The organism is Delftia lacustris (assembly GCF_040267515.1).
GTDB lineage: Bacteria > Pseudomonadota > Gammaproteobacteria > Burkholderiales > Burkholderiaceae_C > Comamonas > Comamonas tsuruhatensis.
Genome location: NZ_CP141274.1, coordinates 5,981,001 through 5,993,994 on the forward strand (window position 1 = coordinate 5,981,001; position 12,994 = coordinate 5,993,994).

Below are 12,994 nucleotides of genomic sequence, written 5' to 3' on the forward strand. Positions count from 1 at the left end.
TTGCTTGCTATCGATTCCATGAACACCTCCCAGCCCGCCAACGCCCAGGCCATCCTTGAGGGCGAAGCCCTGCATGCCTTCATGGACCAGGCGCACGACCTGCTGCAACAGGAAGATGAAACCAGCCCCATCGCCCCGGCCGAACGCCAGGCGGCCGTCATGGAGCTGCTCTCGCAGCAGCGCTTCGCGCCGGCCACGGTGAGCGAACTGGAGCGTCTGCACGATCTCTGGCTCGACCTGGAACGGCCCGAGACCGCCAACGCCCTGCTGCGCGAGCACCGCGATGCCACGCTGCAGCACCTGCAGGGTGACAACCACCTGCTGGCCACGGCCAGCCTGGCGCTCAGCGACATCCAGAGCCGGCTGCGCTTTGACCGCGAAGGCGGCGTGGCCCTGCTCGCGCCTGCCGCCGATCTCATGGGCCGGCTGCCGCACACCGGCGAGCCCTATCGCTACTGGAATGGCTGGCACTACCTGGCCCGCGAGGCCCAGGCCTGGGAACTGGCCGAGCAAGGCGTGGACCTGCAGCGCAGCCACGAGCGCAGCGACCCCGACGGCGAGGCATCCCCCGCGCGCCGCGACGCGCGTGCCAGCCTGCGCAAGGCCGAGCTGGCCCGCCTGCGCGGCGATGTGCCGGCCACCGTGCGCCATGTGCAGGCCGCCACGGCGCAGTTGGCCCTGGCAGACGCCGACCAGAACGTGGACTTCGACGACTGGCTGCACCTTGCGCGCGAAGTGCTGCCGCTGGCCCCGCAAAGCGTTCCGGCCGTGCTGATGGCGGCGCAGCAGCACCTGGCCCGCACGGAAAGCCCCGCCGCATCGCAGGCGGTGCGCGCGCACCGCAAGGTCCATGAGGCACGGCTGCAGGCCATGGCCTGCCATGCCATGGGCCAGCCAGAGGCCGCGCTGCAGCTGGCCGAGCTGGGCCGCTTCGGCCTGGTGGACGACTCCGACGACGCCTTCAGCGGCCTGGTGCTGCAATGGCTGCAAGAGGCGGGCCGCCTGGCCGATGCGGCGGACCTGGCGCTGGAGAGCGTGCTGCACAGCCGCCCCGGATCGGCCCGCCAGGGCTATGAGCTGGCACTGCGCATGGTGGACAGCGACACCGCCCACGCCCCCGCCTGGGCGCTGATCCTGGCCTGGGCCGGCCTGGACTCCGACATGCAGGAGATCCTGGAAGACAGCCCGGCTGCTGCGCGAAGCGCCGACGACTACCTGGCCCTGGCGCGCACCCAGGCGCCCGGCCATCCGCTGCTGGACATGATCGACGGCTGGCGCCTGGCCAGGAACCACCAATGGGAACAGGCCCTGCCGCTGCTCGAGCGCGGCGTGGGCGAGCAGCCCCGGCACGCCAACTCCGAACTGCTGCCCATGCTCTGGGCCGCGCGCTTTGCCGCGCTGCCGGCCGCACAGGCGCTGCAGCGGCCCTTTCCCCAGGGCTTCGGCGCCCACTGGTGCTATGCGGTGGGCGTGACGCTGGATGACGAGGACGACCTGGCCTCCCTCATGGGCGAAGGCCGGCAGGTGCCGGACGACGAGGTGCGCGAGCCGCTGGTGCAGCGTTACTACGAAGAGGGCCTGGCCCGCTTCGAAGCCTTCTGGGCCAGCGGCCAGGGCAGGTACAAGGACGCGCACCTGCACGTCTACTCCATGCTCTGCAACAACCTTGCCATCAAGTACCGCTCGCAGCAGCGCTATGAAGAGGCTGCAGCCCTGCACCACAAGGGACTGTCCAGCAGCCCCTTCGCCGAGCACCATGACGGCCTGCTGTGGTGTGCCATCCGCCGTGACGACCGACCCGGCATCGTCACGGCGGCAGAGCAGCTGTGGCACTTCACCCAGGACTACGGCTACAGCCGCCACTGCCCCACCGACTACTTCCCCAGCGTGGCGCTGGCGCTCTACCAGCTCGGCCGCGCGGGCGAGATCGGCATCTGGCTGGAACGCCTGGACCAGTGGTTCGAGGAACTGGACGCAGACGAGCAGCGCGAACAGCGGCGCGACTACCTGGCGGCCCTGATGTCCCTGCTCGACTTCTTCTCCGAAAGCCATGGCGACGTGGTGCGCCCCCGCCTGGAGGCCCTGCTGCCCGAAGTGCGCGCCCTGGGCGAGTGCTACACGCTGCGCCGCCTGGCCTGCGCCATGGAAAGCTGCGGCCCCATCGATCAGGCCGTGGCCCTGCACCGCGAGGCCATCGCCAAGCTCACCCCCGATGACAGCGAGGCCGAGCACAAGATGGCCAGGGACGGCCTCCAGCGCTGCCTCAAGCTGCACTCGGACAGCAAGCCCTGGTGGAAGCTGTGGTGAACCCGGGAGCCGCCACGGCAGCCAGCGCCTACCGCCCGCGCGACGTAGTCAATGCGCCGGACATCAAGCAGCGCATCCGCGAGCGCAGCGCGGCGCGCGGCGACAGTCAGGAGATCGCGGCCTGGCTGGCCAACCACTTCTACCGCCACGTGATCGGCAACCTCGACGCCGATCCGCCGGCCGTTCAGCCCATCTCCACGCAGGCCGAACTGCTGCGCCTGCACAGGCGCACCGAGCCTGCCGCCTGGGCGCTGGAGCGCCTGCGCGCACATGCGGCCCGCCAGCCACCGCTACAGGACAGCCCTGCGGCCGGCGCCAGCGCACCGCTGTGGTGGGTGGAGCCTGACAGCGCCCCGCTGCTAGCGCTGGAAAGCCGGCTGCTGGAGTTCCTGTCCACCCGGCGCGGCACGGCGCTTCAGGGCAAGCTGCAGCGCATCAACTGCCCGCAGGCCCTGGCGCGCTGGACGCTGGAGCACCTGGCCTTCGCCAGAAAAAGCGAAAGCGGCTGGGCCGAGCACCGGCCCGGCGCCGTGCGTCCGCTGCTGCGGGGCCAGTTGGGCGTGTTCGTGGAATTCGATTCCCAAAGCCCGGACCTGCGCGCCGAAATGGCCTATGAAAGCCAGATGATGCGGCACTGCCTGGGCCAGTTCAGCGCGCGCGGCGCGCTGCGCGGCGGCTACGGCGAGCACTACGCCGAAGCCTGCGAGCAGGGCCGGCTGCGCCTGTTCAGCTACCGCACGGGCACGGCCCAGCCGCGCATCACCGTCAGCGCCCAGGTGCGGGACGATGGGCGGCTGCGCATCGACCAGATCAAGGGCAAGCAGAACCGCCCGCCGATTGCGCGCTACCTGGCCGACGTGCTGGCCCTGCTCAACCACCTCGATGCCGATGGCGAGGCGCCGACGGATGCCCTGGCCATGGGCATCGTGCGCCGTCCGGCGCATCTGCTGGCCTCGGGCCACACCGGCGCCTGGTGCGCGGCCAGCGAGCTGCACACCGAAGCCGAGCAATTGTGGCTGCTCCAGGCCCACCCGGCGCTGCTGGAGCAGCTGGATATCCGGTCGCCCCTGATGCAATGGCTGGTCGCGGCACGCCGCGACACCGTGCCCGTGCCCGCCTTCGAGCGCATGCCGCGCAGCGCGGCCCTGCAGCAGTCGCTGGAGCTGGCGCGGCGCCGGGCAGGATCGCCGGGCAGGACAGGAAATCCGCGATGAACGCCTTCACTCTTGTTGTGCTGTCTGCATTGGTCTGGTGGGCAGTGCGCGCCGGCCTGCGCCGCAGGCGTGCGGCGCGCCAGCGCGGCGACTTCAGCAGCTACCGCAGCGGCGATGCGGCGCTGGACTGGGCCCTGGCCCTGGCCCATCCCATGGCCTTTCACGCCATCCAGGGCGGCTTTGCAGACCGGCAGCTCCATGGTGCCGACGACGCCCTGACCACCCAGCTGCGCCCCATGGTGCTGCACCACCTGGGCCTGCGCACCGACCTGGACGATGCCCAGATCGCACGCCAGTTGCCCGACGGCCTGCGCCAGCGCTGGTTCACGCTGGACCTGCAGCGCCTGCAGGCCGGTGACGATCCCCATGCCGCCATGGCCTTTGCCTGCGCGCGCGTGGCCTTCCACGTGCGATGTGCCTGGCTGCTGGGCTGGCTGGACGAGGCCCTGCACCAGCAGATCCTTCACCTGAACGCATGCCGCGCGCGGGATTGCTTTGACAGCTGGCAGGCCTTCGGCCAGGCCTATGCGCGGGGCCGCAGCCAATGGCTGGCCCGTGGCCGGGCCGACGTGCTGGGCCGCAGCGTGACGCCCGAGGAGGTGCAGCAATGGGTGGCCGATCCGCGCCATCCCTGGCATGCCATGCCCTGGCAGCCGCAGGCGGTGCGGTGACGGCTGCCCGGTGGCCCGGCCCTCAGCCTTCGCCGTGCACCTTGGCGAAGGTCAGGATCACCTCCCGCACCACCTGGCGTTGCGGCGCGGGCAGCCTCAGAAAGGCGTCGAAGGTTTCGCGTTCAAGATAGCCCACGCCCGGTTCCTGGCATTCGTGCTGAGGCGGCAGTGACCGCTGGGCAGGGTCGCCAAAGCGCAGCACTTCGGGCTCGATCCTGAGCAGCTCGGCCAGCAGCACCAGCTTGTCCTGCTCGGGCACGGCCTCGCCGTTGAGCCAGCGCGCAACCGCCTGGAACGAAATCGGCCGACCCCAGTAACTGGAATTGAACAGATTCAGCAGCACGCTGGGCCGCGGCTCCAGACCCGCAGCCTCGATGGCCTGGCGCAGGCGCTGTGCGAATTCGAGCTTGTTATCCATTCCGAAACCCTGGATTTCTATGGAGCTCTCATTGGACCATCGATTCAAGAGCCGGCGCCAAGCCCGGCGCCTTGCCTGGCAGGCGCTCAGGCGAAGATGCTGCGCGCTTCGGTGAAGCGCCTGGCGAAATAGGGGTTGTCCATGCGCACGCGCTGCACCGTGCCGCCGCTGGACGGCGCATGCACGAACTGGCCGTTGCCCACAAAGATGCCCATGTGCGAATAGCGCGAGCCCAGGGTGTTGAAGAACACGAAGTCGCCGCGCTGCAAGCTGCGGCTGCCCACGGGATTGCTGAACTGCGCCCACTGGGCCGTGGTGCGCGGCAGGCGGCTTTCGGTAATGCCGCCCACGGCCCACTGGATCAGGCCGCTGCAGTCGAAACCGCCGTCGGGCGAATTGCCGCCGTAGGTATACGGCGTGTTGACCACGAGCATGGTGCGCGCCAGCAGGGCCTCGCGCAACTCGCCATCCAGGTTCAGGGCCTGCGGCGAAGGAGCAGGCCCGGGACCCGCGCCCTTGCGGGGAGCAGACGAGCAGCCGGCCAGCAGCGCAGCCGCCGCCAGCAGGCCCCAGCCACGGCGAGACAGCCGCGATGCAGTCACGCGGGAAGCCGCAAGGGAAGTCGAAACGCCAGCCTTCATGGCGCCGCATGTTCTCACAAAGCCCCGCAGCGGCCAAAGAAAAGCCGCAGGCTGTGCTGCGGCTTGACTGTCCATCGGCGGGGCCCGGCCCGCTCAGAACGGCAGCTTGGGCATGCCGCCGCCACCGCCCATCATTCCCTTCATGGCCTTCATGCCGCCCATGCGCTTCATCATCTTCATGAGGCCGCCGCCCTTCATCTTCTTCATCATCTCCTGCATCTGCTCGAACTCCTTGAGCAGGCGGTTGACTTCCTGGACCTGCACGCCCGCGCCGTCGGCAATGCGCTTCTTGCGCGTGGCCTTGATGATCTCGGGCTTCTTGCGCTCCTTGGCGGTCATCGAGCAGATGATGCCTTCCTTGCGGCGGATCTCGCGCTCGGCCTTGTCCATGTCCACCTGGCCGGCCTTGGCGGTGAGCTGTGCCGGCAGCTTGTCCATGAGGTTGGACAGGCCGCCCATCTGCTTCATCTGCTGGATCTGGGCCAGGAAGTCGTTGAGGTCGAAGCCGTCACCGCTCTTGACCTTCTCGGCCAGCTTCTGGGCGGCCTCCATGTCCACGCCCTTGGTGACCTGCTCGACCAGGGCCACGATGTCGCCCATGCCCAGCACGCGCTGCGCGTGGCGGTCGGCGTCGAAGACTTCCAGGCCGTCGATCTTCTCGGACACGCCGGCGAACTTGATGGGCGCGCCCGTGATCTGGCGCACCGACAGCGCCGCGCCGCCGCGCGAGTCACCATCGAGCTTGGTGAGCACGATGCCGGTCAGGGGCAGGGCCTCCTTGAAGGCCTTGGCCGTGTTGATCGCATCCTGGCCCTGCATGGCATCGACGACGAACAGGGTCTCGACCGGCTTGAGCGTGGCGTGCAGATCCTTGATCTCAGCCATCAGCAGCTCGTCGATGGCCAGGCGGCCGGCCGTATCGACCAGCAGCACGTCAAAGAAGTGGCGCTTGGCGTAGTCCAGCGCGGCCACGGCAATGTCGTGGGGCTTCTGGTCTGGCGTGGAGGGGAACCACTCGGCGCCAGCCTGGCCGGTCACGGTCTTGAGCTGCTCGATGGCGGCCGGGCGGTACACGTCGCCCGACACGGTCAGCACCTTTTTCTTGCGCTTTTCAATCAAGTGCTTGGCCAGCTTGGCCGTGGTCGTGGTCTTGCCGGCGCCCTGCAGGCCGGCCATGAGGATGACGGCAGGCGGCTGGGCGTTGAGATTGATGTCGGCCACGCCCTCGCCCATGGTGGCGGCGAGTTCCTTGTTGACGATGGACACCAGCAGCTGGCCGGGCTGCAGGGAGCCCAGCACCTCCTGGCCCAGCGCCTTTTCCTTGACGCGCGCAACGAAGTCGCGCACCACGGGCAGGGCCACGTCGGCCTCGAGCAGGGCCATGCGCACTTCGCGCAGCATGTCCTGTACGTTGGATTCGGTGATGCGGGCCTGGCCGCGCATCTCCTTGACGAGTCGCGAAAGTTTGTCGGTCAGAGCGGAGGCCATAAGCGGGGAGGAACTGGAGTCGTCGGAAAGGAAAAGGTGTGCTGCAGCGAGCCAGCCGGGGCCAGGTTGCCGAATGGGGCCAGGCGGGGCCGGGTCGCGGCACGGACCCTGCAGATCCCGACGATTCTACCCGCTGCCCCTGCAGGGGTAAGTACCGGCCTTCCCTGCCGCGCAGCGGGCACCGGCCGGCAGTAACATCCACACTGTTTCCATAGATTATGGCTATCGCCCTGTGCAGTGCCGGCTTGCTACCGCCTAGGAGTCTTCATGCCCGATACGCCGTATGGCCAGTTCCTGGACCGTGTGCCCGACGGTTTTCTTCTGTTTGACGAGCAGGGCTGCCTGCTCGATGCCAATGCCCATGCCTGCGCCAGCCTGGGCCATCACAAGGCCGCCATGCTGGGGCTGGGCATCATGGACGTGTGGCCCGACGCGGACGGACTGCGGCGCGGTCCCTGGCAGGACATGGCCGTGGACAGCCAGGCCCATCTCTGCGGCCGACTGATCCGCCGCGACGGCACCAGCTTCCCCGCCGAGCTCCATATCTATTGCCAGTCGCTGGCGGGCAGGCGGCTTTTCTTCACCACCTGGCACGAGCTCAGCGAGCGCACCGGCCAGGACGAGCCGATCGGCCAGCCCGATGCGCAGCTGGAGCCGCTCCTGCGAAAAAGCACTGGGCCGTGGCAGGATTCGACGCGCCTGCTGGAAGCCGTGATGCACGAAACGCCCGACCTGGTCTTCGCCAAGGACCGGCAGGGCCGCTACACCTTCGTCAACCCCGCCGCCGCGCGCTTTTCCGGGCGCACGCCCGAAGACATCGTGGGCAAGACCGACCAGGAACTGTTCCCCGACAGCAGCTTCACCCACAGCGACCGCCGGGTGCTGGACAGCGACGCCCCCGTGGTGTCGGAGGATCATTTGCTGGTCAACGGGCAGCGCCGCCTCTTCCAGTCCACCAAAATTCCTTACCGCAATGACGAGGGCCGGACCGTGGGCGTGCTGGGCATTGCGCGCGACATCACCCTCATGCGCCAGACCGAGTCCCAGCTGCAAAAAAGCTACGACGTGCTGCGCCAGGCCGAACAGCTGGCGCGCCTGGGCAGCTGGACATGGGAGCTGGACACCGAGCACTTCCAGGCCTCGGAGATGATGTATGTGATGAACGGCCTGGACCCCCAGGGTCCGCCGCTGACGCGCCATGCCCTGCGCGCCATGCTCGGACCGCAGGATCTTGCCCGGCTCACCGCTGCCGTGCAGCTGTGCATCGGCACCGGCCAGTCCTACAGCCTCGATGTCGTGCACCACTGCCCGGACGGACGGAGGTTCGCGGCCCGCCTCATGGGCCGCGCCCTGCGCGACGAGCAAGGCCGCATCGTCGCGCTCAGCGGCACGCTGCAGGACCTGTCCGAACGCGAGGACGCACGCATGCGCCTCGAAGCCCTGGCCGACAACCTGCCCAGCGGCGCCATCTACCGCCTGGAAGGCGGCCTGGCGCAACTGCGGCTCAGCTACATCAGTGCCGGCATAGAGAACCTGATCGGCGTGCCGGCCCACGCCATCATGGCCGACCGTCAGGCCTACCTGAATGCCATCCATCCCGAGGACCTGCCGCACTACCAGCAGATGCTGCAGTGCTCGGTCGATACGCTGCGGGTCTTCGACTGCCGCTTTCGCGTGATCAGGCCCGATGGAGAGATCCGCTGGCTGCGCTGCCGATCGGCCCCCCGGAGCAGCCACGAGGGCATGGTCTGGGACGGCATCATGCTGGACATCACCCGCGAGCGCGAGGCCGAGCAGGCGCTGCAGCAGGCCAAGGAGGCCGCAGAAGCGGCCGAACGGGCCAAGTCGGATTTCCTGGCCATCATGAGCCACGAAATCCGCACCCCCATGAACACCGTCATCGGCATGACGCGCCTGGTACAGCAGACCGCGCTGACATCACGCCAGCGCGGCTACCTGGAGAAGGTGGAGCGCTCGGCCAGCGCCCTGCTGGCCGTGATCAACGACGTCCTCGACTTTTCCAAGATAGAGGCGGGCATGCTGGCGCTGGAGGAAGTGGATTTCGCCCTTGACGATGTGCTGGAGACCGTCTCGGCCTCCACGGCGCTGCGCGCAGAGGAAAAGGGGCTGGAAGTGGTCTATGCGCTGGACCCGCACCTGCCGCCCCGGTTGCGCGGCGACCCGCTGCGCCTGGGCCAGGTGCTGACCAACCTGGTCGGCAATGCCATCAAGTTCACCGAGCATGGCGAGGTGGTGATCTCCCTGCATCTGGAGCCGCCGCTGGCGTGCGCGCCGGTGGAGGCCGGCGCGCACGCCACGGCAGCGCCCCTGCACCACCTGTGCGTGAACGTGCGCGACACCGGCATAGGCCTGGATGCATCGCGGGCCGAACGGCTGTTCCAGCCTTTCACCCAGGCCGACATCCAGACCACGCGCCGCCACGGCGGCACCGGCCTGGGCCTGGCCATCTGCCACAGGCTGGTGCAGCTCATGGGCGGCGAGATCAGCGTCTGCAGCCAGCCCGGCCAGGGCAGCAACTTCCGCTTCACGGCCAAGGTCCGGCCTGCCACGGATGCGCCGCTGGACGGCCACGACAACCTGGGCAGCACCGGCGTTCTCATCGTCGATGACAACGCCAGCGCGCGCGAGGCCCTGGCCGCCATGGTGCGCAAACTGGGCATGCGCTGCGATACGGCGGCGGACGGCATGCAGGCGCTGCACATGCTGCAAGAGGCCGCACGCCAGGAATCCCCCTACGGCCTGGCCCTGCTGGACTGGCGCATGCCCGGCATGGACGGGCTGGACCTGGCACGCCGCATGCGCGAGCAGCAGGACCTGGCCAAGACCCCGGCTGCGCTCATGGTCACGGCCTTCGGGCGCGACGAAGTGCAGCTGCAGGCCGCGCAGTTGGGCCCGCGGGGCCTGCTGATCAAGCCCTTGACCGCATCGGCACTGCGCTCGTGCATCCGGGAGGCACTGCGGGACCCCGAATCGCCCCCGCCGGAAAGCCCGGCGGCCGGCCCCTCGCCACAGCAGCGCTACCCGGGCCTGCCTGGGCGCAGGGTGCTGGTGGTGGATGACAACGTACTCAACCGCGAGGTGGCCACCGAGCTGCTGGAGCAGGCCGGCATATCGGTACAGACTGCGCAGGACGGTCTGCAGGCGCTGCAGCTGCTGGACACCCAGCCTTTCGATGCCGTGCTCATGGACGTGCACATGCCCGGCATGGACGGCCTCAGTGTCACGCGCACCATCCGCACGCGCAGCGCGCTGCGGCATCTTCCGGTGATCGCGCTGACTGCGCAGGCCTATGTCGAGGAGCGCGCCCGGATCGAGGCCGCAGGCATGAATGCCCATCTGACCAAACCCGTTGACGATGTGCTGCTGTACGAGACACTGCAGCGCTGCCTGCGCGCGGGCCCTCCTCCAACGGCAGCGCTTGCGCCGGCCGCGCCCTTGCAGCCGACGCCGTCAAGCCCTGCCCAGGCCTGGGATCCGGCACGGCTGCGGCAACGCCTTGCCGGCCAATCGCCGCGCATGCTCCACGCCATCGAAGGCTTTGCCCAGGACTTTGCCGATGCGCCGCAACGGCTGCGCGATGCCGTGCGCAGCGGCCATTGGGACACCGTGGCATCGCTGGTGCACACCTTCAAGGGCAGTCTGGGCTACCTGGGCGCGGACCTGCTGGAGCAATGGTCGGCCATGGCCGAGACCGGTGCGCAAGCCTGCCTGTCAGGCGACGGCAATGGCGGCAACGCCCGGCCCGGCGGCGATCTGCAATCCCTGGTCCAGGCGCTGGCCGATGGACTGCAGGGCCTGCTGGCGGAAATCGCCCGGCGGTCCGGGCAGACGGCCGTAGTGGCCGTGGCGTCCGCGGCCGCCGTGACCGCCGTGACCACTGCCGCGCCCCTCCCGCAGCGGCAGCCGATGACCGCGGAAGAAGTCTCGTCCACCCTGGCTCGGCTGCGGCTGCAGATTGCCGACAGCGACTATGCCGCCATGGCCGAACTGGATCGGCTGCGGCCCCTGGTCGACGGGTGCCATGCGTCCGTGCTGCAGCGCATCCAGCGCTGCACCGAGTCCCTGGAAACCGAGGCGGCGCTGCAGGCGCTCGAACAGCTGGCGCGGAGCATGGCCGTGAACCGGACGGTCCTACCGGGAGCTGCAGATGTTTGAAGCCTTGACCGGGCCGGAACTGCCCACGGTCCTCATCGTTGACGACGAACGGCTGAACCGCAGCATGCTGGCCGAGCTGCTGAGCCCCCACTACCGTGTGCTGCTGGCCAAGGACGGCCCGGGTGCGCTGGTGATCGCCCAGCGCGAAGCCCACCGGCTGCAGCTGATCCTGCTGGACCTGGCCATGCCCGGCATGAACGGCTACGAGGTGCTGGGTGCGTTGCGCGCCCAGGAGCGCACCGCCCATATCGCCGTCATCTTCATCACCGGCCAGAGCAATGCCCAGGCCGAGGAATACGGCCTGCGCCTGGGCGCGGCCGACTATGTCTCCAAGCCCATACGTCCCGCCGTGGTCGAGGTGCGCGTGCGCAACCAGATACGCCTGGCCCTGCAGCGCCAGGCCCTGGAGCGCCTGGCCATGGTGGACGGGCTGACAGGGCTGGCCAACCGCCGCCACTTCGACGACATGCTGGAGCGCTCCCACCGCCGCAGCCTGCGCACGGGCGAGTCCGTGGGCCTGGCTCTTATTGATATAGACCACTTCAAGCAATACAACGACTGCTATGGCCATGTGCAGGGGGACGAGGCGCTCAAGGCAGTGGCCGCCACGCTGCAGCGCCATGCGCGCCGGCCCTACGACCTGGCAGCGCGCTTTGGCGGCGAGGAATTCGCGCTCATCCTCCCCGGCGAAAGCGACGCCCAGGTCATGGCCGAGAATTTCCGCCAGGAAGTGCTGCGCCTGTCCATCGCCCACGCCGCCTCTCCCACGGCGCCGCTGCTCACCGTCAGTTGCGGCGTACTCACCGTGCGGCAGCCGTCTGCCGCGCCTTTGGAAACCTGGCTGCAGAAGGTGGACGGCCTGCTCTACCAGGCCAAGGCCCTGGGGCGCAATCGCATCGAGGCAGCCATCGAGCCCTGAAGAAAATGCGCTCCGAACCACGGCACGGCGCCCGGATTCTGAGCCTGCACAACCGGCGGCAGGAAAGCCACAGCTATCATAGAAAGATGCTCTCCGTCCCCCTGATTTCCGCCAACGCATCGCCCCTGGGCTGGATGCTGGCGCTTGCCGCAGCCGTGGCCTATGCCGTGCCGGCTGCCGGTGCCCGACGCATCAGCCATGCTGGCGCCCGCGCCGCATTGCGCCTGGCCTGGGTGCTCCACGCCCTGGCCCTGGCCTGGGGCCTGCTCGGGGAACAGCCGCACTTCGGGTTCGCGCCAGCACTGTCCATGACGGCCTGGCTGGTGCTCACCGTCTATGGGGTCGAACAGCAGTTGTTCCCCAAGATGCGCGCGCAATTGGCGCTGTCAGCGCTGGGCACGGCCGCCGTGCTCCTGGCCGCGCTGTTTCCGGGAACGCCCCTGCATGTCAACGCCTCGCCCTGGCTGCCGCTGCACCTGGCGCTGGGCATTGCCTCCTACGGACTGTTCGCCGCCGCCGTGGTCCATGCCTCGCTGATGACACGCGCCGAGCAGCACATGCGGCTGGGCGGCGGCGGGCATGACAGCGGCCTGCCCCTTCTCACGCTGGAGCGCCTGACCTTCCGCTTCGTGTCCGCAGGCTTTGTGCTGCTCACGGCCACGCTGGCCGCAGGCTGGCTGTTCGGCGAACAGCTCTACGGCAAGGCCTGGGTCTGGAACCACAAGTCGGTGTTCTCGCTGCTGTCGTGGCTGACCTTTGCCGTGCTGCTGATCGGCCGTGCGCGCTTTGGCTGGCGTGGCCGCAGCGCCGTGCGCGTGCTCTACGCAGGCGCCGCGCTGCTGCTGCTGGCCTATGCGGGATCACGCTTCGTGATGGAAGTGCTGCTGGAGCGCGCCGCATGAAGTACCTGCTGGTCCTGATCGTCATCGTCATTGCCGTCGGCGTCTGGCGCAGCCAGCGCCGCACCGAGGCCCGTGAGCGGCGCCAGGCGGCTGCGCCGCGCAACCCGGCCAACCCGGCCAACGCGCCGCTGGCGGCTCCACAGGACATGGTCGAATGCGCGCACTGCGGCCTGCACCTGCCGCGCAGCGAAGCCATCGAGGCCGCAGGCCGCAGCTATTGCAGCGCCGAGCACCGGGCCCTGGCGCAACGGCGCTGAG

Annotated in this window: 10 protein-coding genes; 7 read left to right on the top strand and 3 right to left on the bottom strand. The window is 69.0% G+C overall.

All coding sequences use genetic code 11. The annotated features are described in order from the left end of the window. The first annotated feature begins 18 nt into the window (after positions 1 to 18). Genes U6958_RS28895 through U6958_RS28905 form a run of 3 tightly spaced genes read left to right on the top strand, consistent with a single transcriptional unit; the run spans position 19 to position 4,192 of the window. A complete protein-coding gene (locus U6958_RS28895; RefSeq protein ID WP_074922755.1) occupies positions 19 to 2,307 on the top strand; it encodes a hypothetical protein in 2,289 nt (762 codons plus the stop codon). Beyond that, complete coding sequence (locus tag U6958_RS28900) at positions 2,304 to 3,521, top strand: collagen alpha-1(I) chain (RefSeq protein ID WP_083393624.1); 1,218 nt, start codon at positions 2,304 to 2,306, stop codon at positions 3,519 to 3,521. The genes U6958_RS28895 and U6958_RS28900 overlap by 4 nt, the downstream gene beginning before the upstream one ends. Next, a complete protein-coding gene (locus tag U6958_RS28905; protein ID WP_016453151.1) occupies positions 3,518 to 4,192 on the top strand; it encodes a DUF1266 domain-containing protein in 675 nt (224 codons plus the stop codon). The genes U6958_RS28900 and U6958_RS28905 overlap by 4 nt, the downstream gene beginning before the upstream one ends. A gap of 22 nt (positions 4,193 to 4,214) precedes the next feature. On the opposite strand, the gene U6958_RS28910 is transcribed toward U6958_RS28905, so the two are convergent. From U6958_RS28910 to ffh, 3 genes are all read right to left on the bottom strand, one after another. Next, positions 4,215 to 4,610, bottom strand: a complete 396-nt coding sequence (locus tag U6958_RS28910) for a helix-turn-helix domain-containing protein (RefSeq protein WP_016447991.1) — start codon at positions 4,608 to 4,610, stop codon at positions 4,215 to 4,217. An 86-nt stretch (positions 4,611 to 4,696) separates the two neighbouring features. Next, entirely contained in the window at positions 4,697 to 5,251 is a 555-nt protein-coding gene (locus tag U6958_RS28915; protein ID WP_074922753.1) for a C40 family peptidase, read from the bottom strand. 93 nt (positions 5,252 to 5,344) lie between these two features. Then, the gene (gene ffh, locus U6958_RS28920; protein ID WP_016447993.1) at positions 5,345 to 6,739 is read right to left on the bottom strand and encodes a signal recognition particle protein; all 1,395 of its coding nucleotides are present in this window, start codon (positions 6,737 to 6,739) and stop codon (positions 5,345 to 5,347) included. 267 nt (positions 6,740 to 7,006) lie between these two features. On the opposite strand from ffh, the gene U6958_RS28925 reads away from it, so the two are divergent. From U6958_RS28925 to U6958_RS28940, 4 genes are all read left to right on the top strand, one after another. Next, positions 7,007 to 10,915 carry a response regulator gene (locus U6958_RS28925; RefSeq protein WP_074922752.1) on the top strand — a complete coding sequence of 1,303 codons (3,909 nt, stop codon included), beginning with the start codon at positions 7,007 to 7,009 and terminating at the stop codon, positions 10,913 to 10,915. Continuing rightward, on the top strand, positions 10,908 to 11,834 hold the full coding sequence (locus U6958_RS28930; RefSeq protein WP_016447995.1) for a diguanylate cyclase: 927 nt from the start codon (positions 10,908 to 10,910) through the stop codon (positions 11,832 to 11,834). Before U6958_RS28925 ends, U6958_RS28930 begins: the two co-directional genes overlap by 8 nt. Before the next feature lie 86 nt (positions 11,835 to 11,920). Beyond that, positions 11,921 to 12,736, top strand: coding sequence for an inner membrane protein YpjD (locus U6958_RS28935; protein ID WP_017407444.1), 816 nt, complete (start codon positions 11,921 to 11,923; stop codon positions 12,734 to 12,736). After that, entirely contained in the window at positions 12,733 to 12,993 is a 261-nt protein-coding gene (locus U6958_RS28940; protein ID WP_017407445.1) for a PP0621 family protein, read from the top strand. Before U6958_RS28935 ends, U6958_RS28940 begins: the two co-directional genes overlap by 4 nt. Position 12,994 lies beyond the last annotated feature (1 nt).

Coding starts and splice junctions, on each gene's coding strand:
- U6958_RS28940 (WP_017407445.1), top strand. CDS start 12,733: ATGAAGTACCTGCTGGTCCTGATCGTCATCGTCATTGCCGTCGGCGTC.
- U6958_RS28910 (WP_016447991.1), bottom strand. CDS start 4,610: ATGGATAACAAGCTCGAATTCGCACAGCGCCTGCGCCAGGCCATCGAG.
- U6958_RS28895 (WP_074922755.1), top strand. CDS start 19: ATGAACACCTCCCAGCCCGCCAACGCCCAGGCCATCCTTGAGGGCGAA.
- U6958_RS28925 (WP_074922752.1), top strand. CDS start 7,007: ATGCCCGATACGCCGTATGGCCAGTTCCTGGACCGTGTGCCCGACGGT.
- U6958_RS28915 (WP_074922753.1), bottom strand. CDS start 5,251: ATGAAGGCTGGCGTTTCGACTTCCCTTGCGGCTTCCCGCGTGACTGCA.
- U6958_RS28905 (WP_016453151.1), top strand. CDS start 3,518: ATGAACGCCTTCACTCTTGTTGTGCTGTCTGCATTGGTCTGGTGGGCA.
- U6958_RS28930 (WP_016447995.1), top strand. CDS start 10,908: ATGTTTGAAGCCTTGACCGGGCCGGAACTGCCCACGGTCCTCATCGTT.
- U6958_RS28935 (WP_017407444.1), top strand. CDS start 11,921: ATGCTCTCCGTCCCCCTGATTTCCGCCAACGCATCGCCCCTGGGCTGG.
- ffh (WP_016447993.1), bottom strand. CDS start 6,739: ATGGCCTCCGCTCTGACCGACAAACTTTCGCGACTCGTCAAGGAGATG.